The organism is Paraburkholderia sediminicola, assembly GCF_046026675.1.
In the GTDB taxonomy this organism is placed as follows: domain Bacteria; phylum Pseudomonadota; class Gammaproteobacteria; order Burkholderiales; family Burkholderiaceae; genus Paraburkholderia; species Paraburkholderia sediminicola_F.
The window spans coordinates 3,942,086-3,967,063 of record NZ_JAQQEY010000001.1 but is presented as its reverse complement, the minus strand read 5'-3'; the positions used below and the strand labels follow the sequence as shown (position 1 = coordinate 3,967,063).

22 protein-coding genes are annotated in these 24,978 nt (G+C 62.4%); 14 read left to right on the top strand and 8 right to left on the bottom strand.

Annotation, left to right across the window (positions count from 1 at the left end; genetic code table 11):
* Positions 1 to 11: 11 nt before the first annotated feature.
* From murD to lpxC, 10 genes are all read left to right on the top strand, one after another.
* Positions 12 to 1,523 (top strand): UDP-N-acetylmuramoyl-L-alanine--D-glutamate ligase, encoded by a 1,512-nt coding sequence (gene murD / locus PQQ86_RS17330; protein WP_408203318.1) that lies wholly within the window; start codon positions 12 to 14, stop codon positions 1,521 to 1,523.
* The gene (gene ftsW / locus PQQ86_RS17325; protein ID WP_408269018.1) at positions 1,520 to 2,800 is read left to right on the top strand and encodes a putative lipid II flippase FtsW; all 1,281 of its coding nucleotides are present in this window, start codon (positions 1,520 to 1,522) and stop codon (positions 2,798 to 2,800) included. The genes murD and ftsW overlap by 4 nt, the downstream gene beginning before the upstream one ends.
* Entirely contained in the window at positions 2,797 to 3,927 is a 1,131-nt protein-coding gene (gene murG, locus PQQ86_RS17320) for an undecaprenyldiphospho-muramoylpentapeptide beta-N-acetylglucosaminyltransferase (RefSeq protein WP_408269015.1), read from the top strand. Before ftsW ends, murG begins: the two co-directional genes overlap by 4 nt.
* Positions 3,924 to 5,327, top strand: coding sequence for a UDP-N-acetylmuramate--L-alanine ligase (gene murC, locus PQQ86_RS17315; protein ID WP_408269012.1), 1,404 nt, complete (start codon positions 3,924 to 3,926; stop codon positions 5,325 to 5,327). Before murG ends, murC begins: the two co-directional genes overlap by 4 nt.
* Before the next feature lie 5 nt (positions 5,328 to 5,332).
* On the top strand, positions 5,333 to 6,274 hold the full coding sequence (locus PQQ86_RS17310; RefSeq protein WP_408269009.1) for a D-alanine--D-alanine ligase: 942 nt from the start codon (positions 5,333 to 5,335) through the stop codon (positions 6,272 to 6,274).
* Positions 6,275 to 6,309: 35 nt separating this feature from the next.
* On the top strand, positions 6,310 to 7,062 hold the full coding sequence (locus PQQ86_RS17305) for a cell division protein FtsQ/DivIB (protein ID WP_408269007.1): 753 nt from the start codon (positions 6,310 to 6,312) through the stop codon (positions 7,060 to 7,062).
* Between the two features lie 27 nt (positions 7,063 to 7,089).
* Positions 7,090 to 8,322: a cell division protein FtsA gene (ftsA, locus tag PQQ86_RS17300; protein ID WP_007180311.1), complete on the top strand. Its 1,233-nt coding sequence runs from the start codon at positions 7,090 to 7,092 to the stop codon at positions 8,320 to 8,322.
* Between the two features lie 132 nt (positions 8,323 to 8,454).
* Positions 8,455 to 9,651 carry a cell division protein FtsZ gene (gene ftsZ, locus PQQ86_RS17295; protein WP_054040778.1) on the top strand — a complete coding sequence of 399 codons (1,197 nt, stop codon included), beginning with the start codon at positions 8,455 to 8,457 and terminating at the stop codon, positions 9,649 to 9,651.
* A 250-nt stretch (positions 9,652 to 9,901) separates the two neighbouring features.
* Positions 9,902 to 10,405, top strand: a complete 504-nt coding sequence (locus PQQ86_RS17290; protein ID WP_171926746.1) for a peroxiredoxin — start codon at positions 9,902 to 9,904, stop codon at positions 10,403 to 10,405.
* A gap of 290 nt (positions 10,406 to 10,695) precedes the next feature.
* Positions 10,696 to 11,613 carry a UDP-3-O-acyl-N-acetylglucosamine deacetylase gene (gene lpxC / locus PQQ86_RS17285; RefSeq protein WP_097390468.1) on the top strand — a complete coding sequence of 306 codons (918 nt, stop codon included), beginning with the start codon at positions 10,696 to 10,698 and terminating at the stop codon, positions 11,611 to 11,613.
* A gap of 80 nt (positions 11,614 to 11,693) precedes the next feature.
* On the opposite strand, the gene PQQ86_RS17280 is transcribed toward lpxC, so the two are convergent.
* Positions 11,694 to 12,179: a DciA family protein gene (locus PQQ86_RS17280; protein WP_054040773.1), complete on the bottom strand. Its 486-nt coding sequence runs from the start codon at positions 12,177 to 12,179 to the stop codon at positions 11,694 to 11,696.
* 290 nt (positions 12,180 to 12,469) lie between these two features.
* Between PQQ86_RS17280 and secA the strand changes: the two genes are divergently transcribed.
* The 4 genes from secA to PQQ86_RS17260 all read left to right on the top strand — a co-directional run bounded on the left by secA (position 12,470) and on the right by PQQ86_RS17260 (position 18,014).
* A complete protein-coding gene (gene secA, locus PQQ86_RS17275; RefSeq protein WP_408269001.1) occupies positions 12,470 to 15,280 on the top strand; it encodes a preprotein translocase subunit SecA in 2,811 nt (936 codons plus the stop codon).
* 151 nt (positions 15,281 to 15,431) lie between these two features.
* Entirely contained in the window at positions 15,432 to 16,673 is a 1,242-nt protein-coding gene (gene argJ, locus PQQ86_RS17270; protein ID WP_408268999.1) for a bifunctional glutamate N-acetyltransferase/amino-acid acetyltransferase ArgJ, read from the top strand.
* A gap of 52 nt (positions 16,674 to 16,725) precedes the next feature.
* Positions 16,726 to 17,595 carry an ATP-binding protein gene (locus tag PQQ86_RS17265; protein WP_408268996.1) on the top strand — a complete coding sequence of 290 codons (870 nt, stop codon included), beginning with the start codon at positions 16,726 to 16,728 and terminating at the stop codon, positions 17,593 to 17,595.
* Positions 17,592 to 18,014, top strand: a complete 423-nt coding sequence (locus tag PQQ86_RS17260) for an NUDIX domain-containing protein (RefSeq protein WP_054040765.1) — start codon at positions 17,592 to 17,594, stop codon at positions 18,012 to 18,014. Before PQQ86_RS17265 ends, PQQ86_RS17260 begins: the two co-directional genes overlap by 4 nt.
* A gap of 99 nt (positions 18,015 to 18,113) precedes the next feature.
* Here PQQ86_RS17260 and PQQ86_RS17255 read toward each other — a convergent pair whose 3' ends face one another.
* The 7 genes from PQQ86_RS17255 to PQQ86_RS17225 form a co-directional block, all read right to left on the bottom strand.
* Entirely contained in the window at positions 18,114 to 18,311 is a 198-nt protein-coding gene (locus PQQ86_RS17255) for a DNA gyrase inhibitor YacG (RefSeq protein WP_093645243.1), read from the bottom strand.
* A gap of 102 nt (positions 18,312 to 18,413) precedes the next feature.
* Entirely contained in the window at positions 18,414 to 19,169 is a 756-nt protein-coding gene (gene zapD, locus PQQ86_RS17250) for a cell division protein ZapD (protein ID WP_030100922.1), read from the bottom strand.
* 196 nt (positions 19,170 to 19,365) lie between these two features.
* A complete protein-coding gene (coaE, locus tag PQQ86_RS17245; protein WP_408268992.1) occupies positions 19,366 to 19,968 on the bottom strand; it encodes a dephospho-CoA kinase in 603 nt (200 codons plus the stop codon).
* Between the two features lie 3 nt (positions 19,969 to 19,971).
* Entirely contained in the window at positions 19,972 to 20,913 is a 942-nt protein-coding gene (locus PQQ86_RS17240) for a prepilin peptidase (RefSeq protein ID WP_408268990.1), read from the bottom strand.
* Positions 20,914 to 20,939: 26 nt separating this feature from the next.
* Positions 20,940 to 22,172 (bottom strand): type II secretion system F family protein, encoded by a 1,233-nt coding sequence (locus tag PQQ86_RS17235; RefSeq protein WP_408268987.1) that lies wholly within the window; start codon positions 22,170 to 22,172, stop codon positions 20,940 to 20,942.
* A complete protein-coding gene (locus PQQ86_RS17230) occupies positions 22,169 to 23,482 on the bottom strand; it encodes a GspE/PulE family protein (protein WP_408268984.1) in 1,314 nt (437 codons plus the stop codon). The genes PQQ86_RS17235 and PQQ86_RS17230 overlap by 4 nt, the downstream gene beginning before the upstream one ends.
* A 132-nt stretch (positions 23,483 to 23,614) precedes the next feature.
* Positions 23,615 to 24,919, bottom strand: a complete 1,305-nt coding sequence (locus tag PQQ86_RS17225; protein WP_408268982.1) for an HlyC/CorC family transporter — start codon at positions 24,917 to 24,919, stop codon at positions 23,615 to 23,617.
* Positions 24,920 to 24,978 lie beyond the last annotated feature (59 nt).

The following is a 24,978-nucleotide window of genomic DNA, read 5'->3' as shown; positions in this document are numbered from 1 at the left end:
GGAAGCAGGCGATGTTTGGCGAGAAGTTTCGGGATCGGCAAAAGCCGATGGTGCTCGTGCTGGGACTCGGTGAATCCGGTCTCGCGATGGCGCGCTGGTGCGCGCGGCACGGCTGTCGGCTGCGTGTGGCCGATACGCGCGAGGTGCCGCCGAACCTGTCCGCGCTGGAAGCGCACAGCGTCGATGCCGAGTTCGTCGGCGGCCCGTTCTCGCTCTCGTTGCTCGAAGGCGTCGAACTCGTGGCGATCAGCCCGGGTTTGTCGCCGCTCGCCGCTGATTTACTGCCGCTCATCACTGCGGCGCGTGAGCGGGACATCCCTGTCTGGGGCGAACTCGAATTTTTCGCGCAAGCATTGAAGACGCTCGGCGAAAGCGGTTATGCGCCGAAGGTGATCGCGATCACCGGCACCAACGGCAAGACCACGACGACGAGCCTCACGGGCCTGCTGTGTGAACGCGCGGGCAAGAAGGTCGCGGTGGCGGGCAACATCAGCCCGGCCGCGCTGGACAAGCTCAGCGAAGCGATCGACAACACCGCGTTGCCCGACGTGTGGGTGCTGGAACTGTCGAGCTTCCAGTTGGAAACCGCGCATACGTTTACTCCGGATGCGGCGGTTGTTCTGAACATCACGCAAGATCATCTGGACTGGCACGGCGGCCTCGATGCGTACGCTGCCGCAAAGGGTCGCATCTTCGGTACACAGACCGTGCGCGTGCTGAATCGCGATGACGCCCGCGTGATGGCGCTCGCACCTTCGGACGGTGATGTCGCAATGGTCACGTTCGGCGTCACCGAGCCGAAGAACGACGGCGACTACGGCCTGCTGCGCGACAACGGCATGATCTGGCTGGTCGAAGCGCACGATCGCGACGTCAGCGACGAACCTGCGCCGACGCGCCGTCGCAAGAACGAAGTGGCGGCACCGAAGAACATCGCCCTCAAGCGTCTGATGCCGGCGGACGCGCTGCGTATTCGCGGACTGCACAACGCCGCCAACGCATTGGCCGCGTACGCATTGGCGCGCGCGATCGGCCTGCCTGGCGCGCCGCTCCTGCACGGCCTGCGCGAATACCGTGGCGAGCCGCATCGGGTGGAATTGATCGCGTCGATCGAAGGCGTCGATTACGTCGACGACAGCAAGGGCACCAATGTCGGCGCGACGGTTGCCGCGCTCGACGGCCTCGCACAGCGCGCGGTCCTGATCGCCGGCGGCGACGGCAAGGGCCAGGATTTCGAGCCGCTCGCCGAGCCGGTGATGCGCTGGTGCCGCGCCGTGATGCTGATCGGCCGCGACGCGCCGCAGATCCGCGCGGCGCTGGCAGACACCGGCATCGCGATGACCGACCACGTGACGCTCGAAGACGCGACGCGGGCCGCCACCGCATTGGCGCAACCAGGGGACGCCGTGTTGCTGTCGCCGGCTTGCGCGAGCTTTGACATGTTCAAGGGTTACGCCCATCGCGCGGCGGTGTTCCGCAGCACGGTGGAAGACATCGCGGCTGAACGGGGGACGATGATATGAGCTGGTCGGAACGCTTCGGTTCGCACCTGGCCGGCTCCCGTGCCGGCAACGGCGATACGGGTAGCACGGCCCGCGCCTCCGGCCGCACCGGCGGCAGTGGTCTCGCGAGCGCCGTGAACGGTGTGCGTCCGCTGCGCTCGCGGATGCTCGACTACGATCACTCGCTGCTGTGGGTGGTCGTCGCGTTGCTGGGGCTCGGCGTCGTGATGGTGTATTCGGCGTCAATCGCGATGCCCGATTCGCCGAAGTACGCGTCGTACCGCGATTACGCGTTCCTCGTGCGCCAGCTCATTTTCGTGGTGATGGGTTCGGTGATCGGCGTCGTGTCGTTCCGCATCCCGATCTCGACGTGGGATAAATACGCACCGAAACTCTTCCTGATTTCGCTGGTCGCGCTAGTGATCGTACTGATCCCGCACGTCGGTAAGGGCGTGAACGGCGCGCGTCGCTGGATTCCGCTGGGCATTACCAATATGCAGCCGTCGGAAATCATGAAGCTCGCCGTGACGATTTACGCGGCGAACTACACGGTGCGCAAACAGGAATACATGCACAGCTTCGCCAAGGGCTTTCTGCCAATGGCGGTTGCAGTGGGTCTCGTCGGCGCATTGCTGCTGCTCGAGCCGGACATGGGCGCATTCATGGTGATCGCCGCGATCGCGATGGGCGTGCTGTTCCTCGGCGGCGTGAACGGCAAGCTGTTCGGCGGCCTGGTGGCGACTGCGGTCGGCACGTTCAGCTTGCTGGTGTGGGCATCGCCATGGCGTCGTGAGCGGATTTTTGCTTATCTCGATCCGTGGGACGACCGTTACGCGCAAGGCAAGGCTTATCAATTGACGCACTCGCTGATCGCTTTCGGGCGCGGCGAATGGTTTGGCGTGGGCCTGGGCGGCAGTGTCGAGAAGCTTAACTACCTGCCGGAAGCGCATACCGACTTCATTCTCGCGGTGATCGGCGAGGAACTCGGTTTTGTCGGCGTGCTGGTCGTGATCCTGATGTTCTACTGGATCGTGCGCCGTTCGTTCGAGATTGGCCGTCAGGCGCTCGCACTTGACCGCACGTTTGCCGGGCTGGTGGCGAAGGGTATCGGCATCTGGTTCGGCGCGCAGACCTTTATCAATATGGGTGTGAACCTCGGTCTATTGCCGACTAAAGGTCTCACGTTGCCGCTCGTTAGCTACGGCGGCTCGGGCATCGTGCTGAACTGCGTGGCTGTGGCCGTATTGATGCGTGTCGATTACGAGAACCGGGTGCTCATGCGCGGAGGGAAGGTATGACCGCTCTCCCGCAACGCACGCTGATGGTGATGGCCGGTGGCACCGGGGGACACGTGTTCCCCGGGCTCGCGGTCGCGCATCTGATGCAAGCGTGGGGCTGGAAGGTCGTATGGCTCGGCAATCCCGCGGGTATGGAAGCCACGCTGGTGCCGAAACACGGCATCCCGATGGAATACGTACGCTTCGGCGGACTGCGCGGTAAAGGCCTGAAAACCAAGCTGATGTTGCCGCTGAATCTGCTGCGTGCGTGCTCGCAAAGTTTGAGCGTGCTGCGTCGCGTGAAGCCGGACGTCGTGCTCGGCATGGGCGGCTACATCACGTTCCCGGCGGGTTTGATGACGGCGTTGAGCGGCCGTCCGCTGGTGCTGCATGAACAGAATTCGATTGCGGGCCTCGCCAACAAGGTGCTCGCGAAAGTCGCGAAACGCGTGCTGGTTGCATTTCCAAACGCACTGCCGCACGGCGAATGGACCGGAAACCCGATTCGTGCGGAACTTGCGCGCGCAATTGCACCCAAAGCACGCTACGCAGAGCGCAGCGGCCCGTTGAATGTGCTGGTGGTGGGCGGCAGTCTGGGCGCGGCGGCGTTGAACGAAGTGGTGCCGCGCGCGGTTGCGCTGCTGGCGCCGAATGAACGTCCGCGCATCGTGCATCAGGCGGGCGCGAAGCATATTGAAGCGCTGCGTGAGAACTATGCGGCAGCGGGCCTGCAGGCCGCTGCGGGTGACCAACCCGATGTAGAACTCGTGCCGTTCATCGACGACATGGCGAGCGCGTACTCAAACGCGGATCTGGTGATCTGCCGTTCGGGCGCGATGACCGTGTCGGAGATTTCAGCAGTAGGGGTGGCGGCGTTCTTCGTGCCGTTCCCGTTTGCAGTAGACGATCACCAAACCACTAATGCAGCGTTCCTCGCCGATAACGGCGCGGCGCTGGTCGTGCAGCAACGCGATCTGTCGGCGGAAATGCTCGCCAACTGGTTGCGCAGCCAGACGCGAGAGACCCTCGCTGAGATGGCAGAGCGTTCGCGCTCGCTCGCGAAACCCGACGCCACGGAACAGGTCGCGCAGATTTGCGCGACTGTGGCGGGTTCGATTTCGGGCGCGAGCCCAGAAGGAAAGCAATGAAACACATCGTCAAACATATCCACTTTGTCGGCATCGGCGGTGTCGGCATGAGCGGCATCGCGGAGGTGCTGGTCAACCTCGGCTATCAGGTGAGCGGCTCGGATCTGTCGAGCAACGGGATCACCGATCGCCTCGCCGCACTCGGCGCGCGGATCGCGATCGGTCATGCGGCGGAGAACATCGAAGGCGCGAACGCTGTGGTCGTTTCCACCGCGGTGCGTAGCGACAACCCGGAAGTGCTGGCCGCGCGTCATCGCCGCATTCCGATCGTGCCGCGCGCGGTGATGCTGGCGGAACTGATGCGCCTGAAGCAGGGCATCGCGATTGCCGGCACACACGGCAAGACCACAACCACTTCGCTGGTGGCGAGCGTGCTGGCGGCGGGCGGGCTCGATCCGACGTTCGTGATCGGCGGCCGCCTGATCAGCGCGGGCGCGAATGCGCGTCTGGGTACGGGCGACTTCATCGTCGCCGAGGCGGACGAGTCCGATGCGTCGTTCCTGAATCTGTTCCCGGTGATCGAGGTCATCACGAACATCGACGCGGATCACATGGACACGTACGGCCACGACTTCGCGCGGCTCAAGCAGGCGTTCATCGAATTCACGCATCGTTTGCCGTTCTATGGGATCGCGGTGCTGTGCGTCGACGATCCGAACGTGAAGGAGATCCTGCCGTTCGTGTCGAAGCCGATCATCCGTTACGGTTTTGCGCCGGACGCGCAGGTGCGCGCCGTCAATGTCGAAGCGCGCGGCGGCAAGATGCATTTCACGGCAATGCGTGAAGACGCGGCGCCGATCGACATCGTTTTGAACCTGCCGGGCGAGCACAACGTACAGAACGCTTTGGCCGCAATTGCAATTGCGACTGAACTTGAAGTGAAAGATGCCGATATCCAGCGAGCGCTGGCGGATTTCAACGGCGTGGGTCGACGCTTCCAGCGCTACGGCGAAGTGCCGGTCGTGTCGGAAGGCAAACCGGCCGGCACGTACACGCTGGTTGACGATTACGGCCATCACCCGGTTGAAATGGCGGCAACGGTGGCAGCGGCGCGTGGCGCGTTTCCGGGGCGGCGTCTGGTGCTGGCATTCCAGCCGCACCGCTTCACGCGCACGCGCGATTGCTTCGAAGATTTTGTGAAGGTGTTGTCGACCGTCGACGCGCTCGTGCTGACCGAAGTTTATTCGGCCGGCGAAGCGCCGATCGTCGCCGCGGACGGCCGCGCTCTTGCGCGCGCGTTGCGCGTGGCGGGCAAGGTGGAACCGGTGTTTGTCGATACGGTGGATGAAGTGCCGGACGCGCTCTCAGCAGTGGTGCGCGACGGCGATGTGGTGATCACGATGGGCGCGGGTTCGATCGGCGGTGTGCCGGGTCGCCTGGCGCAAGAAACGAAGGTGTGAGTGAAATGAGCAGCATCGACCCTAAACAGTTCGGCAAAGTAGCAGTGCTGCTCGGTGGGGATTCCGCCGAGCGCGAGGTGTCGCTCAATTCCGGCCGTCTCGTGCTGCAAGGTCTGCGCGACGCCGGTATCGACGCCCATCCGTTCGATCCGGCCGAGCGTCCACTCGCCGCGTTGAAGGACGAAGGCTTCGTGCGCGCGTTCAACGCGTTGCACGGCGGTTATGGCGAGAACGGCCAGATTCAGGGTGCGCTGGATTTTTACGGCATTCGTTACACGGGTAGCGGCGTGCTCGGCTCGGCGCTCGGTCTGGACAAGTTCCGCACCAAGCTCGTGTGGCAGCAACTCGGCATTCCGACGCCACCGTTCGAGGCTGTGCTGCGCGGCGACGACTACGAAGCACGCGCGAAAGACATCGTCGCGAAGCTCGGCTTGCCGCTGTTCGTGAAGCCGGCGAGCGAAGGCTCGAGCGTCGCGGTGATCAAGGTGAAAAGCGCCGACGCATTGCCGGCAGCGCTGCTTGAAGCGGTCAAGTACGACAAGATCGTTGTGGTGGAAAAGAGCATCGAGGGCGGCGGCGAATATACGGCCTGTATCGCCGGCGATCTGGATCTGCCGGTGATCCGCATCGTGCCGGCCGGCGAGTTTTACGACTACCACGCGAAGTACATCGCGAACGACACGCAGTATCTGATTCCGTGCGGTCTGGCGGCTGACGAAGAGTCACGCCTGAAAGTGCTGGCGCGCCGCGCGTTCGATGTACTCGGCTGCACCGATTGGGGTCGCGCCGATTTCATGCTCGACGCTGACGGCAACCCGTACTTCCTCGAAGTGAACACGGCGCCTGGGATGACCGATCACTCGTTGCCGCCGAAAGCGGCGCGTGCGGTGGGCATCAGCTATCAGGAACTTGTTGTCGGCGTGTTGGCGCTGACGCTCAAGGATTAACAAAGGACTAACCGGGGCAACCCGAAAGCAACTCCATGTGGAACAACGTTCGCCAGCTCAATCTCGCCGCCAACGCATTGCATGCGTTGCTGGTGCTCGTGCTGCTGGCGGCAGGCGGTTACTGGCTCATCCAGCGTCCGAATTTCGCGTTGCGCGAAATCCAGATCGACGGCGAAACCGAGCACATCAATTCGCCGACGGTGCGCGCCGGCGTAGTTGGACGCTTGAAAGGCAACTTTTTTACGGTGGATCTCGACGTCGCGCGTCAGGCGTTCGAGCAGATGCCATGGGTGCGTCACGCGAGTGTGCGGCGGGTTTGGCCGAACGCACTGGCTGTCACGCTTGAAGAGTACAAACCGCTAGGAACGTGGGGCAGCGATCAACTGGTGAGCGTGGACGGCGAACTGTTCACCGCGAACCAGGGCGAGCTTGAAGAAGAGTTGCCCGCATTCGACGGTCCGGACGGAACGGCAAAAGAAGTCGTTGCGCGTTATAGCGATTTCAAGAAGTGGTTTGCGCCGCTGGGCGCGACGCCCGAAGAAGTCACGCTGTCACCGCGTTACGCGTGGACGGTGAAGCTGTCGAACGGCATGCAGGTGGAACTTGGGCGCGAACGCAATCAGGACACATTGCTCGATCGGAGCAAGCGCCTGACCGCGGCGTGGAACGCGGTGACGCAACGTTGGGGAAAGGATATCGAGTATGCGGACTTGCGCTATCCGAACGGTTTCGCGATTCGTGCCGCTGGCATGCGCTTCATCAGCGAACCCGACAAGGGCAAGAAGTAAACGGACATCACACGCAATGAGCACGCTATGAGTAAAGACTATAAAGATCTGCTGGTCGCCCTCGACATTGGGACGTCGAAGGTAGTGGCTATCGTCGCCGAGTTGAAGGGCGAGGGCCACTACGAGGTGATCGGCCTCGGCCAGAGCGAATCGAAGGGGCTCAAGAAGGGCGTGGTGGTGAACATCGAAGCCACCGTGCAGTCCATTCAGCGCGCGCTCGAGGAAGCCGAGCTGATGGCCGATTGCAAGATCACGAACGTATTTACCGGGATCGCCGGCAGCCATATCCGCAGCTTCAATTCGAGCGGCATGGTGGCGATCAAGGAAAAGGAAGTCACGCAGACGGACGTCGCGCGCGTGATCGAGACGGCGAAGGCGATCAACATCCCGACCGATCAGCAGGTGCTGCACATCCTGACGCAGGAATTCATCATCGACGGTCAGGAAGATGTGCGCGAGCCGATCGGCATGAGCGGCATCCGCCTGGAAGTGAAGGTGCATATCGTCACAGGCGCAGTGAGTGCGGCGCAGAACATTGTGAAGTGCGTGCGCCGCTGCGGGCTCGAAGTGAACGATCTGATCCTGCAGCCGCTCGCTTCGTCGCTGGCGGTCCTGACGGAAGACGAAAAGGAACTTGGCGTGGTGCTGGTCGATATCGGCGGCGGCACGACTGATATTGCGATTTTCAGCGAAGGCGCGATTCGTCACACGGCGGTGATTCCGATCGCCGGCGACCAGATCACGAGTGACATCGCGATGGCGCTGCGTACGCCGACGCCGGACGCAGAAGACATCAAGGTCGACTACGGCATTGCGAAGCAGGCCTTGGCCGATCCAGACGAAATGATCGAAGTGCCGGGTCTCGGTGAGCGCGGTCCGCGCACGCTGTCGCGCCAGGCATTGGCGGCGGTGGTCGAGCCGCGTGTCGAAGAACTGTTTTCGCTCGTGCAGCAGGTGGTGCGCGAGTCGGGTTACGAAGAACTGCTGAGCTCCGGCGTGGTGCTGACCGGCGGCGCGTCGATGATGCTCGGCATGGTCGAACTAGGCGAGGATATTTTCCTGAAGCCGGTGCGCATTGGCGTGCCGGAATACGCGGGCGGTCTCGCTGATGTCGTGCGTAACCCGCGTTATTCGACGGCGATGGGTCTGCTCGTCGAAGGACGCTCGCAACGGATGCGCGGCCGCAAGGTCGCGGTGCAGTCGGGGTCGATGGGCCAGGTCTTCACGCGAATGAAAGACTGGTTCCTCGGCAACTTCTAACGAATTCGCTTTTCGAACGGTTTTACGTAAATACGCGCTGGTGCCGGCGGCTGGCGCGCGACAGGAGGTTGCCCGATCTCCTGCCGAATAACGGCCGAAGTGGCTGCAATTTTTTATCTTGACGGAGGCAACATGGAATTCCAGATGCTGGAAACCGAAACGAACGGCACCATCATCAAGGTGATCGGAGTAGGTGGCGCTGGCGGCAATGCCGTTCAGCACATGATCAACAAAGGCGTGCAAGGCGTCGACTTCATCGTGATGAACACGGACGCGCAGGCTCTGTCGCGTTCGCGCGCTTCCGCGGTGATCCAGCTCGGCAACACGGGTCTGGGCGCTGGCGCCAAGCCGGAAATGGGCCGCGCCGCAGCAGAAGAAGCACGTGAGCGTATCGCCGACGCATTGCGTGGCGCGCACATGGTGTTCATCACCGCCGGTATGGGCGGCGGCACGGGCACGGGCGCAGCACCGGTGGTCGCGCAGATCGCCAAGGAAATGGGTATCTTGACTGTTGGCGTGGTCAGCAAGCCGTTCGAATTCGAAGGCGGCAAGCGCATGCGTGTAGCAGAAGCTGGTTCGCAGCAACTGGAGGATCACGTCGACTCGCTGATCGTCGTTCTGAACGACAAGCTGTTCGAGGTGATGGGCGATGACGCCGAGATGGACAAGTGCTTCCAGTGCGCAGACGACGTTCTCAACAACGCAGTTGCCGGCATCGCCGAAATAATCAATGTCGACGGTCTGGTGAACGTCGACTTCGAAGACGTGAAGACGGTGATGGGCGAGCAGGGCAAGGCGATGATGGGCACGGCGACGGTTGCCGGCGTCGATCGCGCGCGTCTGGCTGCCGAGCAGGCTGTGGCCAGCCCGCTGCTGGAAGGTGTGGATCTGTCGGGCGCGCGTGGCGTACTGGTCAACATCACGTCGAGCCGTTCGCTGCGTCTGTCGGAAACGCGCGAAGTGATGAACACCATCAAGAGCTATGCTGCAGAAGACGCAACCGTGATTTTCGGCGCGGTGTACGACGATGCAATGGGCGACGCGCTGCGCGTGACGGTCGTGGCAACGGGTCTGGGCCGTGCGGCGAAGAAGCAGCAATCGGCACCGATGACGCTGCTGCGCACCGGCACGGACAATCAGCCGATCAGCGCGCACGCTGCTTACGCACCGTCGCAGTCGCATGCAAGCACGGCGGATTACGGCGCACTGGATACGCCGGCTGTGTGGCGCACGTCGCGCGATACGGCGGCTTCGCACGTGCAGGCGCTGCAGGAAAAGGGCGTCGACACGTACGACATTCCGGCATTCCTGCGCAAGCAGGCGGACTGAGCGCACGAGCAGGCTTTCGTTGCGGTGCTGCTTGCGTAGCACTGGCGGACGAATGCATGAGCGTGGCGGGTGAACGGCGAACAAGCCGCGTATCGTCTGATTCGCGGCAAGGACAAGTGCCCTCTTCGGATTCGCGAAGCGGATGGGGCAACTGTCGCCGGCTGGCGGAGCCTGCAGTTAGGCAGACGCTGAAATTCACTGCGACACGATGGCGTGCGAGTGTGCTTCGCATCGATGCAAAGGACTGAGCATGATTCAAGCAGGTGAAAAGCTGCCCGACGCGACGCTCTTCGAGTTTGTCGAAGACACGCGGGCGGGTTGCACGCTGGGGCCCAACAGCTTCGACGTGCGCGAGCAGACGGCGGGTAAGCGCGTGGTGATCTTCGGGTTGCCCGGTGCGTTCACGCCGACCTGTTCAGCCAAACATGTACCGGGTTACGTCGAGCACGCCGAGCAGTTGCGCGCGCTTGGCATCGACGAGATCTGGTGCGTGTCCGTCAACGACGCGTTCGTAATGGGCGCGTGGGGACGCGATCAGCACGCCTCGGGCAAGGTGCGCATGATGGCGGATGGCAGTGCGGCTTTCACGCGGGCGCTCGGTCTTGAGCAGGATTTGTCGGCGCGCGGCATGGGAATCCGTTCCCAGCGCTACGCGATGGTTGTCGACGACGGCGTGGTCAAGACGTTGAACGTCGAGGCTGCCGGCAAATTCGAAGTCAGCGATGCAGGGAGTATCCTCGCTACGTTGAGCTAGGCACGATTGCGTTCGATGCCTTTGCCTCGAGTCTGCGCGGTTACCGCGTTGTATCAGGGCAACGGCGCATAAGACGCTTTTGTGACAGGCCGTTACTCGGGCCGATGACCGGAAACGCCTCCGTTCCGGACATCGGCCCGTCACGCTTTCCCTGACGGGCGCGCTTTGGGTAATGCAGCGAAACAGATTGATACGTTCCGTGTAACGACGCTCCTTAGGGTATTGGAGTATACTTCGCGCTATGGAATAAAAAGTCCCGATTGGGATTTTCAATCGAATAGAAGATCACCATGTTGAAGCAGCGCACTATCAAATCAATCGTCAAGACAGTCGGCATCGGCCTGCACTCCGGCCGCAAGGTCGAACTGACGCTCCGCCCGGCGGCGGCGAACACCGGCATTGTGTTTTCGCGGGTGGATTTGCCCACGCCGGTGGATATCCCTGCGTCGGCGATGGCGATTGGCGATACGCGTCTGGCTTCCGTACTGCAGAAAGACGGCGCGCGCGTGTCGACCATCGAGCATTTGATGTCCGCATGCGCAGGCCTCGGCATCGACAATCTTTATATCGACGTCACGGCTGAAGAAATTCCGATCATGGACGGTAGCGCGGGTTCGTTCGTGTTTCTGATTCAGTCGGCCGGTATTGAAGAACAGAACGCGCCGAAGAAATTCATCAAGGTCACCAAGCCGGTTGAAATTCGTGACGGCGATAAATTCGCGCGCCTCGATCCGTATTTCGGTTTCAAGCTCAAATTCACCATCGATTTCCGTCACCCGGCTGTGGATAAAACCGGCCAGGCGCTGGAAGTGGATTTTGCCAATACGTCGTATGTGCGGGAAATCGCGCGTGCGCGTACGTTCGGCTTTGCGCATGAAGTGGAAATGATGCGTGAACTCGGTTTGGCGCGCGGCGGCAGCATGGATAACGCCATCGTGCTGGACGAATACCGCATTCTGAACAACGACGGCCTGCGTTACGACGACGAATTTGTGAAGCACAAGATGCTCGACGCGATCGGCGATCTGTACGTGGTCGGCCATCCGTTGCTGGCTTCGTACACAGCGTACAAGTCGGGGCACGGGCTGAACAACGCTTTGCTGCGCGAGTTGCTGGCGCATGAAGATGCGTACGAAATCGTCACGTTCGACGATACGCAGAAGGCGCCGCGCGGCTTCGCGTACGAAACGCAAACGGCGTTTGCCTGATCGGCATGGCGCCTTCGGATGAAATGTCCGAAACGAATGGATGAAAAATAAGCGGCCCATCTGGGCCGCTTATTTTTTGTTCAGCGATTTCTCCGATGCCGCGCTGCCATTTTCGCCAAAGCTTCCTGCAGCGGCGAGGGCGCGAGCGATTGGGAGAGTGCGTGCAGCGCGTCTGCGCCGACCGGCGTCATGCGTGCCTGTTTGACGGGCGGCGGTTCCTTCAAAGGCTGCGGCCGCACGCGAATCCTCAGCGCATTGACCGGCCAGCCGCGCTGCTGAAGATCCGACAGCAACCTCGGTTCGATCTGGCGCAGGCGGGCGGCCAGCGCATTGTGCGCGGCAAATAGGGCCAGCACGCCTTCCTTGATGAAGCTGGGTTCCACGCTCGTGGCCAGATAATCCGGCAGCAGCTCGCGCAGATCCTTTTCCAGCGCCGCAATCTGCTCGACGCCCGCGCGCAGGGCCACGAACGCGTCGGTGCGATTCAGCACTTCGGCGACAGGCTGCGGGCGGCGCGCTTTGAACTGCTTGGGCGGCGGCCTTGAAAAGGACGGAATACGGCTCATGTTCGATAGTGACGGCGCGTTCGCACCCTATGTGCGTTCACGTCGCGATTGTACCGCGCGGGATGCATGTGGACCCGCCTCAATGCGTACCGTCGGACGTCGCTGCGGCGGGCTTTCTGTGCCCTGCCAGCGTCGCACGGCTGACACAGGCGTGGCCGGGGGCGCGTGCTAAAATGCCCGATTCGAATTCACTCTTGGACTAAGCCGCCGAGGCCCTTCCGACCCCGGGGCGCACGTGCATGAACTGCACGCCGCGACCCAGCCGAAGCCGCGACGCAGACACCGATCCGATGACCACCGGTTTTCTACAGAAGATTTTTGGCAGCCGCAACCAGCGGCTAGTCAAGCAATATCAAAAGACCGTCACGGCGATCAATGCGCTCGAGCCGCAGATCGAGCAATTGACGGACGACGAACTGCGCGCCAAGACGGGTGAATTCCGCCAGCGCGTCGCGAGTGGCGAGTCGCTCGACAAGCTCCTGCCGGAGGCTTTCGCGGTATGCCGCGAGGCCAGCAAGCGGGTGCTGAAAATGCGCCACTTCGACGTGCAGCTGATCGGCGGCATGGTCCTGCATTACGGCAAGATCGGCGAAATGCGCACCGGCGAAGGCAAGACGCTCGTCGCCACGCTGCCGGTGTACCTGAATGCGCTGTCCGGCCGCGGCGTGCACGTCGTCACGGTCAACGACTACCTCGCGCAGCGCGACGCCGAATGGATGGCGCGTCTGTACAACTTCCTGGGTCTGTCGGTCGGCATCAATCTGTCGCAGATGGATCATGGCGCGAAGCAGGAAGCGTACGCCGCCGACATTACCTACGGCACCAACAACGAATTCGGCTTCGACTACCTGCGCGACAACATGGTCTACGAGACCGACGCGCGCGTGCAGCGAGCCCTGAATTTCGCGGTGGTCGACGAGGTCGACTCGATCCTGATCGACGAAGCCCGCACGCCGCTGATCATCTCCGGTCAGGCCGAAGATCACACCGAACTCTACGTGCGCATGAATGCGCTGCCGCCGCTGCTCGAACGCCAGATCGGCGAAGAGAAGGCAGACGGCACCGGCGTCGAAAAGCCGGGCGACTACACGCTGGACGAGAAAGGCCGCCAGGTCTTCCTGACGGAATCGGGCCACGAAAAGGCTGAGCGTCTGCTCGGCGAATGGGGCCTGATCGGCGAGGGCGAAAGCCTGTACGCGCCGCAGAACATCACGCTGATGCACCATGTGTACGCGGCACTGCGCGCGCACACGCTGTTCTTCAAGGATCAGCACTACGTCGTGCAGAACGGCGAAGTCGTGATCGTCGACGAATTCACCGGCCGTCTTATGTCGGGCCGCCGCTGGTCGGATGGCTTGCATCAGGCTGTCGAGGCGAAGGAACACGTCAAGATCCAGAGCGAGAATCAGACGCTCGCGTCGATCACGTTCCAGAACTACTTCCGTATGTACGCGAAGCTGTCCGGCATGACCGGCACCGCCGATACCGAAGCGTACGAATTCAACGAGATCTACGGTCTCGAAACGGTCGTGATCCCGACCAACCGTCCGCCGAAGCGGATCGACAAGCAGGATCAGATCTACAAGACTGCCAAGGAGCGTTATGACGCGGTGATCCGCGACATCCGCGATTGCTATGAGCGTGGTCAGCCGGTGCTGGTCGGTACGACGTCGATCGAAAACTCGGAACTGCTGTCGCATTTGCTGAAGCAGGCCGGGTTACCGCACGAAGTGCTGAACGCCAAGCAGCACGCGCGTGAAGCCGAGATCGTCGCCGAAGCGGGCCGTCCGAAGCGGGTCACGATCGCCACGAACATGGCCGGTCGCGGTACCGACATCGTGCTCGGCGGCAATGCCGAAAAGCAGGCGTCCTTCATCGAGAAGGACGAAACGCTTTCGGAAGAAGAGAAGCAACGCCGTATCCAGAAGCTGCACGACGAATGGCAAGCGCTGCACGATCAGGTAAAGGCCGCGGGCGGTCTGCACATCATCGGTACCGAACGTCACGAATCGCGCCGGATCGACAACCAGTTGCGCGGCCGTGCCGGCCGTCAGGGCGACCCGGGTTCGTCGCGCTTCTATCTGTCGCTGGAAGATCCGCTGCTGCGCATTTTCGCGGGCGATCGCGTGCGCGCGATCATGGACCGTCTGAAGATGCCGGAAGGCGAGGCGATCGAGGCGGGCATCGTGTCGCGCTCGATCGAGTCGGCGCAGCGCAAGGTTGAAGCGCGTAACTTCGACGTTCGCAAGCAATTGCTCGAATACGACGATGTGTCGAACGATCAGCGCAAGGTGATCTACCAGCAGCGCAATGAATTGCTCGAAGCGAATGACATCACCGAAACGATCGGCGCGATGCGCGGCGGCGTGATCGCCGATATCGTTCACCAGTTTGTGCCGGCCGGCAGCATCGAAGAGCAGTGGGACGTGCCTGGGCTGGAGGAAGTGCTGCGCAACGAGTGGCAACTCGACCTCGCGATTCAGGAAATGATCAACGAGTCGAACTCGATCAGTGCGGACGAGATTCTCGAAGCTGTCGAAGCCGCTGCGGACGAAGCGTACGAATCGAAGGTCGAACAGGTCGGCCGCGAATCGTTCAGCGCGTTCGAGCGCTCGATCATGTTGCAAACGCTGGACCGTAGCTGGCGCGAACATCTGGCCGCGCTCGATCACCTGCGCCAGGGTATCCATCTGCGCGGTTACGCGCAGAAGAATCCGAAGCAGGAATACAAGCGCGAGGCGTTCGAACTGTTCGCCGCGATGCTCGACGCCGTGAAGCTCGAAGTCACCCGTGTGGTGATGAACGTGCAGATCCAGTCGCCGGAACAGCTGGAACAGGCCGCCGAGCAGTACGAAGAGCAAGGCAGCCACCTCGAGAACGTCGAGTTCCGTCACGCCGAATTCGCCGAAGCGGCGGCAGCAGCGCCTGCCGCTGCGGAAGCGGCGACAGCCGCCATGATCGGCGACGCGATGAGCCACGGTTCGTCGCATGCCATTGGGTCGGACGTGAGCGTGGACAACGTGCCGAAGGTCGGCCGTAACGACCCGTGCCCGTGCGGCAGCGGCAAGAAGTACAAGCAGTGTCACGGCAAGATCGCATAATGCCGAAAGCGGCGCGCTTTAAGCGCGCCGCTTCGTTTTACACGATGTTTTGCTGGTGAATTCGCGGTGGTTCGGCTACAGGCTCGAGCCATCAGTTACCGATCCCTCGATGCCGGCGCCACGCCGGCATTTTCTTCGACAGGTCGCGACCATGGCTGTCAATTTCCCCTCGATCGATCCCGCTCAACTTCACCCTGTCGCCGGCGTCACGCTGGGCTGGGCGGAGGCGAATATCCGCAAGCCGAACCGCAAGGACGTGCTGGTCATTTCTGTTGGCGAAGGCGCGACGGTAGGCGGCGTGTTCACGCAGAACCGTTTTTGCGCCGCACCCGTCACGGTGTGCCGTGAGAATCTGGAGCGCGTGCGCGCGGGCGGCAAGCCGATTCGTGCGCTCGTGATCAACACGGGCAACGCGAACGCGGGCACGGGTGAGCCGGGCCTCGTGGCTGCGCGCGAAACCTGCGTCGAGCTCGCGCGCCTCGTTGACATCGCGCCGGAACAGGTGCTGCCGTTTTCGACGGGCGTGATTCTGGAACCGCTACCGGTCGGCCGTCTGAAGGCGGGTCTGCCCGCGGCGCTGGCGAGCCGCAAGGAAGCCAACTGGTACGACGCCGCCCAGGCAATCATGACCACGGATACCTTGCCGAAAGCCACGTCGCGCCAGGTTACGATCGACGGCCATACGGTCACGCTCACCGGCATCAGCAAGGGCGCCGGCATGATCAAGCCGAACATGGCGACCATGCTCGGTTTCCTCGCGTTCGACGCCGCCGTCGCGCAGCCGGTGCTCGACGCACTGGTCAAGCACGTCGCGGGCCGCTCGTTCAACTGCATCACGATCGACGGCGATACGTCGACCAACGATTCATTCATCCTGATCGCCTCGGGCAAATCGAGCCTGCCTGCGATCACGTCCACCGATTCGCCCGCTTATGCAGCGCTGCGCGACGCGGTGACCGAAGTCGCCCAGACCCTCGCCCAACTGATCGTGCGCGACGGCGAAGGCGCGACCAAATTCATGACCGTGCATGTCGAAGGCGGTTCGAGCGTCGGCGAATGCCGCCAGATCGCGTACGCGATCGGCCACTCGCCGCTCGTGAAGACGGCCTTTTATGCATCGGATCCGAATCTCGGCCGCATTCTCGCGGCCATCGGCTATGCCGGCGTGGACGATCTCGACGTCGGCAAGATCGATCTGTATCTGGACGACGTGCTGGTTGCCACCGCCGGTGGCCGCAATCCGGCCTACCGTGAGGAAGATGGCCAGCGCGTCATGAAAAAGAGCGAGATCGGCATTCGTGTCGTACTCGGCCGCGGTAATGCGCAAGCCACGATCTGGACTTGCGATCTGTCGCACGATTACGTGAGCATCAACGCCGACTATCGTTCGTAACCTGGTTCATTACGCGGCGCTTGGGCCGCTTAAGGCCGCTTATCTCACAGCCATGGACAAACTCGAACAGTTTCTGACCCGGGCCGAAGCCGTGCTCGTTCGCCTCGAAGCAATGCTTCCGCCCGCTGCACCGCAGATCGACTGGTCGGCGGCGGTCGCTTTTCGCTGGCGCAAGCGCCAGGGGCGCGGCTATCTGCAGCCGGTTCCCGCCATTTCGTCGATCACGCTCGGCGACCTGCAAAACATCGATCGCCAGAAAGGGTTGATCGAGCAGAACACGCTTCAGTTCGTGCGCAAGCAGCCGGCCAACAACGTGCTGCTGACGGGCGCGCGCGGCACCGGCAAGTCGTCGCTGATCAAGGCTTGCTTGAACGCCTATGCGAAAGACGGCTTGCGCCTGATCGAAGTGGACAAAGACGATCTGCACGATCTCGGCGACATCGTCGATCTGATCGCGCAGCGGCCGGAGCGCTTCGTGGTGTTCTGCGACGACCTGTCGTTCGAAGATGGCGAGTCGGGTTACAAGGCGCTGAAGGTCGCACTCGACGGCTCGATCGCTGCGCAGTCGGACAACGTGTTGATCTACGCAACGTCCAATCGCCGCCATCTGTTGCCCGAGTACATGAGCGACAACGAGACCTACAAGCACACGTCCGATGGCGAGATTCATCCGGGCGAACTGGTCGAAGAAAAGATCTCGCTGTCCGAGCGCTTCGGGCTATGGGTTAGCTTCTATCCGTTCAAACAGGACGACTACCTGTCGATCATCGGCCACTGGCTGCGCCATTTCGGCTGCGACGACGCGGAAGTCGAAGCGGCGCGCGGCGATGCGCTGGTGTGGGCGCTGGAGCGTGGTTCGCGCTCCGGGCGCGTCGCATGGCAATTCGCTCGCGACTGGTCTGGACGGAAGGCCCCGGCATGAGCGACGCGCAGAAGAACGTGGCTGGCCGCCCGGTGACTGAAGTCGCAGTCGGCGTGCTGATTCAGCCGGACGGACGCTATCTGCTGGCGCAGCGCCCGGCAGGCAAGCCGTACGAGGGGTACTGGGAGTTTCCGGGTGGCAAGCTGGAAGCGGGCGAGTCGGTCGAGGCCGCGCTAGCCCGCGAGTTGCACGAGGAACTGGGTATCGACGTCAAGGCGAGCCATCTTTGGCACACGCTCGAACACGATTACCCGCACGCCTACGTGCGGCTGTTCTTCTGCAAGGTGACCCAGTGGTCCGGCGAACCACACGGCCGTGAAGGCCAGGCATTTGTGTGGCAGGCGCTGCCGGCGGATGTCTCTCCACTATTGCCGGCGACGATTCCCGTGCTGGAATGGCTCGCGGCCGAGAAAAACTAGAGAAATGATCAGCGGTTTTAAACGGCGCTGCGTGAGCAGCGCCGTTCTGCGTAACTGCAGCACACCGCACAAGCGGTGTGCGTCTGCAGCCTGCAGCGCTTAATGCGGGTTGTAGTCCCCGCCGGGCGATTCATCTGACGGCGTTTCTTCCTCTGTGCCGCCTATCTTGTACTTCTCAGCGGCCCAGGCGCCGAGGTCGGTCTGCTTGCAGCGGTCAGAGCAGAACGGGCGGAAGCGGCTTTCTGGAGTCCAGCGGACATCCTTGCCGCAGGTGGGGCATTTGACGACAGTAGGCATACGGTCAGGCAGTCAATCGGAAACGGAACAAGTTACGAATATAGGGGCATTTTTCGCCGCTTTAAAGGCGCGGCCCCGCGATTGAGTTCTACAGGCCAAGCGTTACAGGCTGCAAAGCGTGAGCTGGAACGGCACGTCGACATCCACCGCGCGCGGACGCAAATCGCCGTCCTGCACCGTGAATCGCACCCAGAGCATGTACTTGTTGGCGCTAGCCTCCGGAATCACCCGCAATTCCGGTGCCACCCGTACTTGCATCAACTGGTACGAACGGCCTGACAGCATTTGCTGATAGCTGCCCTGCATCGCCATGACCTTGGACGCCTGACCCGATTCGCGCGCGAGGCGCAGCACGATTGTTGCCGCATCGCGCAACGGCAGGAGTGGCGTGACCCATTTGGCGATATCCTGCCGACGCTGATCAGGATGGATCTGCTGCCACGCGTAGTACGAAGGCAAATCGAACTTGCAGGTGCCGCCCGGGATGATCGCGCGGCTACGGATGCTGGCGAGCCACTCGTTGTCGGCCAGATGCTGGCCGGTCTTGCCCTGCATCTGTGAAAGCCCCGACAAGGTCTGCTCGATTTCCCCTAGCACTGCCTCCAGCGCGTTCTGCTCGATCCCCGGATTGCCCCGGAACGGCGCCAGAGTTTGCCGTTGGCGCTCGAGCTCCTTCATCAGATCGGACTTCAGATCCGCGCGACCCGCAACCTCTGAGATTTCGAACAACGTTGTCAGTGCGACGTGATGTTCCCTGGCGTCTTCCTGAGTCAGAAAGAACGTGAAGCGCTCGAACAGATCTTCGAGGCGCAATAGCGTCCGGATTCGCTCGTTGAAGGGATACTCGTAAAGGATCAAGCGGGCTCGCCTCGGGCGTGGTCGGTGACGGGAATGCAGAACATTCTAATGCCGTGAGACTACCCTAGCAATCACGCACTTTTTCAGCGCGCTTTCGCAACTTTTTTCACATGTTTCAAGCGGTTTGCCGCGTGCTTTGCGTGCGTGCCGCTGCACGGCTGAGCAAATCACGCAGCAAGCCGCGGTCAGCGTATTCTCATGCGCCCGCTAGGGACAGATAGACGCGATGCTGCGCATCGACCTGCGCCGTGAGTGCGTCGAGTGGCGCGCTGTCGTTGTCGATGACGTCGTCGGCTGCGGCGAGGCGTGCTTCGCGTGTCGCCTGGCGGGCGATGATCGCCAGCACCTGCTCACGGCTAAAGCCGTTGCGGCTCATCACGCGCGAAATTTGCGTCTCGACGCTGCAATCGACCGTCAGCACACGATTCACGCGAGTCTTCCAGCTGCCCGACTCCACCAGCAACGGCACCACTACGATCACATACGGCCCTTGCGCCTCGCGCTGCTCGCGTTCGGTCTCCGCACGAATTAATGGATGTGTGATGCCTTCGAGGCGTTTGCGCGCACCGTCGTCGCTGAATACCAGCGTGCGCATGCGGGCGCGGTCGAGCGAGCCGTCCGCCGCGACGAACGAATCGCCGAACTCCGCGGCAATCTGCGGCATCGCAATGCCTTGCGGCGCCGTGATGCGGTGCGCAATCAGGTCTGTGTCGACAAGCGGCACGCCGTGCGCGGCGAACAGGTCAGCTACGGTCGATTTGCCGCTGCCGATGCCGCCGGTCAGTCCCACAGCAAACATGCTTTAGCCTCCCAACGCCAGATAAAGCGGTGTGCCGAGAAATAGCGTAACAGCACCGCCCGCTGCGAGAAACGGCCCGAACGGCAGTGGTTCTTCGAAACGCATACGGCCGCGCCACGTCGCCGCGAGGCCGACCACTGCGCCAGCGACCGCCGCGATCAGCACGACCTGCGGTAGCGCCGCCCAGCCAAGCCACGCGCCGAGCGCAGCCAGCAGTTTGAAATCGCCATAACCCATGCCTTCGATGCCGCGCACCAGACGGAACAACCAATGCACGACCCATAGCACCAGATAGCCGAAGATTGCGCCCAGCACGGCATCGTGCAGGCTCGCGAACATGCCGTTGAAGTTCACGATCAAGCCAGCCCACAGGAGCGGCAGTGTCATGGAGTCAGGGAGTAGATGCGTGTCGATGTCGATCGCGCTCATCGCGAGCAGCGCGGCGCATAGTCCGAAAGCGGCGAGTGCCATGCCGGTCGGCCCATACAGCGCGAGCGCCCCGGCCGCGAAGGCGGCGCTGGCGATTTCGAGCAGCGGGTAGCGCAGGCTTATGTGTGTCTTGCATGCGGAGCAGCGTCCGCGCAACAGCAAATAGCTCAACACCGGCACGTTCTCCCACGCGTTGAGCACATGGCCGCAATGGGGGCACGCGCTGCGCGGCACCCACAGGTTGTAGCGGGCGGGCAAGCCGTCGTTTTCGAGCGCTTGTTCGGTGGCCTCGCTGACTTCCTCGCGCCATGCACGCTCAAGCATGATCGGCACCCGATGCGCGACCACGTTCAGGAAACTGCCGATCACCAGACCGAACACGACCGCAAACGCGATCTGCAGGTCGCTGGGCAAGCTGCCGAACGCGAGACCGAGACCGGTTGTGGCTTGGCCGGACAGCAGGCCCGAAAACAGGCTGGAAGAAGTATTTGACACGAGCGGAAGGGTAGCCTGCATATAAAGGGTGGGATTCGGCTGCGATGCTACACCACGTTGCCGAGTTGAATAATGGGAAGATACATCGCGATCACCAGGCCGCCGACCAGCGTGCCCAGCACGATGATGACAAGCGGTTCGCACAGGCTCGAGAGCGTGCCGATCTTTTCGTCTACCTGACGATCGGCGAGCGACGCCACATCGAGCAGCATGGTATCGAGCGCCCCGGACTCCTCGGCAACCGCAACCGGCTGCGTGACCTCCGGTGGGAAGCAGTGTGACGCGCGCATTGCGGCGGCGAGCCGTTCGCCGCGCCGCAGCCGGGCAGCAATCTCCACAGTGGCGCGATCGAAGAAAGCGTTGCCGGTGGCGTGAGTCAGCGAATCGAACGCGTCTGCGAGCGGTGTGCCGGCCGACAGCAAGGTACCGAGTGCACGGCTCCAGCGCGCTGCGCACAAGGTGCGCAGCAATGGACCGGCGACCGGCATTGTCAGCGATATGCGCGCGAAACGGATGCGTGCCGCTTCGGAACGTCGTAGCAGAAAGGTCACAGCCGAGCCTGCGGCGAAAACCATGACGACCAGAGGAATGCTCCACCGTGCTGCACCCGCCGACAAGGCCAGCACGAACTGCGTGGGCGCGGGCAGTTTCGCGCCGAAGCCGTCGAAGATCTGCTTGAAAGTCGGCACGACCCACACCAGCAGCGCGGCGGTAATTGCAATCGCAAGCAACAGGATCGCGACCGGATAGGTGAGCGCCGCGCGCACCTTGGCACGCTGCGCCGCGGCGCGTTCGCGGTCGTCCGCGATCCGGGCGAGGACGGCAGGCAGCGCGCCGGCTGCTTCGCCGACTTCGACTAGTTGACAGTACAGCGCGCTGAACTGCGCAGAATGCCGCTGCAACGCTGCGGAGAAGCGTAGGCCACCGGTGATGTCGCGTGCCAGCGCGCCGACGATCCGCGGCATACCTTGCCGGCGCGAACCATCCGCTTGCGCCAGCAGTTCCAGCGAAGGCGCGAGTGGCAAGCCGGCGCGCAGCAGACTGGCGAGCTGGCGGGTGAACACCGTGACGTCGGTGGTGCGGGTCTGAGGGCGTGGCGCCGGCCCGTATGCCGCGAGTTCGACGATGAACAGCTTTTTTTCGCGTTTGAGTATGGCTCGTGCGGTGCTAACGTCCGGCGCAATGAGCGCACCGGTTTTCTGTACTCCGTCGGCATCGACGCCGCGCCATCTGAAGCGCATCTCGGCCGCTGGCGGTGGGTGAGTCGTCGCTGTGCTCATGCGCGCTCGGTGGCGGCCAGCGCTTCGGCCAGGCTTGTCGTGCCGTCGCGTACACGCGCCAGCGCTGCGTCACGCAAGGTGGCAACCTGTTCGGTTTGCGCGAGCCGGGCCAGTTCATGGGTGCCTGCGCGTGCCACGATAAGCTCACGCATCGCATCAGAGACAGACATCACCTGGTGCACTCCGACGCGGCCGCGATAGCCGATGCCGTGGCAGGCTGTGCAACCGGTGGCAGCGAATGGTTGCCAACTGTCGAGGTGATCGTCAGAGAAGCCCGCTGCTCGCAGCGCCGCTGCCGATTGCTGCGCCGGCGCGCGGCATGCTATGCAGAGTCGCCGCACCAGCCGCTGTGCCGTCACCATCCTTAGCGCGGCCGCCAGGTTGTACGGCTCGACGCCGATGTCGATCAGGCGCGCGACGGCCGCGGGTGCGTCGTTCGTATGCAAGGTGGACAACACCAGGTGACCGGTTTGCGCTGCCTTCACGGCAACATCGGCGGTTTCGTCGTCACGGATTTCGCCGACCATGATTACGTCGGGGTCCTGACGGAGAAACGCACGCAGCGCCACCGCGAACGTCAGGCCGGCCTTTTCGCGCACGCTCACCTGATTGATACCCGCCAGTTGAATCTCCGCCGGATCCTCCACCGAGCACAGATTGCGCGCCTCGTCGTTGAGCATGTGCAGGAAGCAATACAGCGACAGCGTCTTGCCGCTACCGGTGGGCCCAGTGACGAGCACGAGGCCGTGCGGCGCGCGGATTGCAGCATCGACTGCTTCACGTTGTTGTGGATCGAGGCCAAGCGAGTCGAGCGATAGATCGGTAGGCAGTGCGTCGAGCCTGCGTAACACCAGCTTTTCGCCGAACAACGTAGGCAGCGAGTTCACGCGATAGTCTTCGACGCGGCTGGGCGACGTGGCAATCCGCAGGCGGCCGTCCTGAGGCACGCGCCGCTCGGCGATATCCATGCGTGCCAGCACCTTCACGCGCGTGATAAACGCGTCGCGCAGATGCGCAGGGGGCTGAGGGATTTCATGCAGTACGCCGTCGATACGCAAACGCACGCGCCAGCCATGCTCCGCCGGTTCAATGTGCAGGTCCGACGCGTTGCGGCGGGTTGCCTCCTGCAACGTGTCGGTTAGTAGGCGTACGGCAGGCGCGTTGTCAGAGTCGGCGGGATTCGCGCTGGGGTTGGTACTGACACTGGCATTGGCGTTTGCCGCAAAGGCGTTATGCCTCGGTTTGACTGGGCTTTCGCCATCGACGACGACAGGCCGCAACGACGCCGCGCGTTGAAAAGAATCTTGCATGAGAGACCGGTGATGAGCCGCCTGTAGAACACGACGACTTCATCATCCGGCAAGGCCGCAGGCACCACCATTCAGCCAATCGGCTAATGGCGTGCGTCGCGCCGATGTGCGACGCTGTGAGGCGTGCAGGGCTTAACCGCGCGCCGCCTTCATAGCTTTCGCGCCCGCGCGAACGGGCGGTTTGAACAGCTTGACGGTGCGGATCGCCTGGTCGTCGCTGCGCATCACTTCGAGTTTCACCTCGCCGATCTGCACGCAGACGTCGCCGTCCGGAATCTCTTCGAGAATCTCGAGGATCAGGCCGTTGAGCGTTTTCGGTCCGTCGGTCGGCAGCGTGAGATGCAGCCAGCGGTTCAGTTCGCGCAGCGGCATGCTGCCCGCCACGATACATTCGCCGTTCTCGTTCCAGCCGCCGCGAGAATTTGCGCTACGCGGAATCGAGGTAGTGAATTCGCCGATCAGCTCTTCGATGATGTCTTCCGGCGTGACCAGTCCTTGCAACTCGCCGTATTCGTTCACGACCAGCGCCGTGCGGTGGCGGCTTTCCTGGAAGTACTGTAGTTGCTGGAATACCGGCGTGCCGCTCGGCACGAAATACGGCTCGGCCAGCAACTCGCGCAGCGTCTCGCGCTCCAGTTCCTGGTTGTGCAGCGCAGCCAGTGTCTTGCGCACGTGGAGCACGCCGAGCACCCGGTCGATGTCGCCTTGATAGACGATCAGCTTGTTGTGATAACAGGTTTCCAGCTGATGCAGGATCTGTTCGAACGGCGCGTCGAAGTCGAGCGCTTCGATGCGGCGGCGCGGGATCATCACGTCGTCGACGGAAATGTTCTCGAGGTCGAACAGGTTCAACAGAATGCTGCGGTGCTTGGTCGGCATGAAGCTGCCTGATTCGAGCACGATGGTGCGCAGCTCTTCGGTGGAAAGCCGCTGATCGTGCGCGCCTTTGGTATTGATATGCAGCACGCGCAAGATCGTGTTCGCGAACAGATTGACGAACCAGACGAGCGGTTTGCCGACGCGCATCATCGGTGCGATCAGCAGGCTGGCCGGCAGGGCGATCTTCTCGGGGAACGTCGCGCCGACGATTTTCGGCGTGATTTCCGCGAACACGATAATCAGAAACGCGACGATGCCGGTCGCGATCGACAGCACCACATTGTTACGGCCGAAGGTATGCAGCGCGATCGAGGTGGTGAGCACCGGGATGATCGTGTTGAACAGATTGTTGCCGATCAGGACCACGCTCAACAGCTGGTCGGTGTGCGCGAGCAGACCTTGAGTGGTCTTTGCGCCGAGCGCATTCTGGTTGGCAAGGTGTTTCAGGCGATGGCGGTTGATCGCCATCATCGCCGTTTCGGAAATCGAAAAGAAGCTGGAGCAGATAAGCAGCAGAAAGACGGCGCCGATCTGCGCCCATAAGGGAAGTTGTTCCACGCGTAGTGAAGGATAGGGGACGGGATGGAGAGAATATAGCAGAGGGGCTGGGCGAGCCG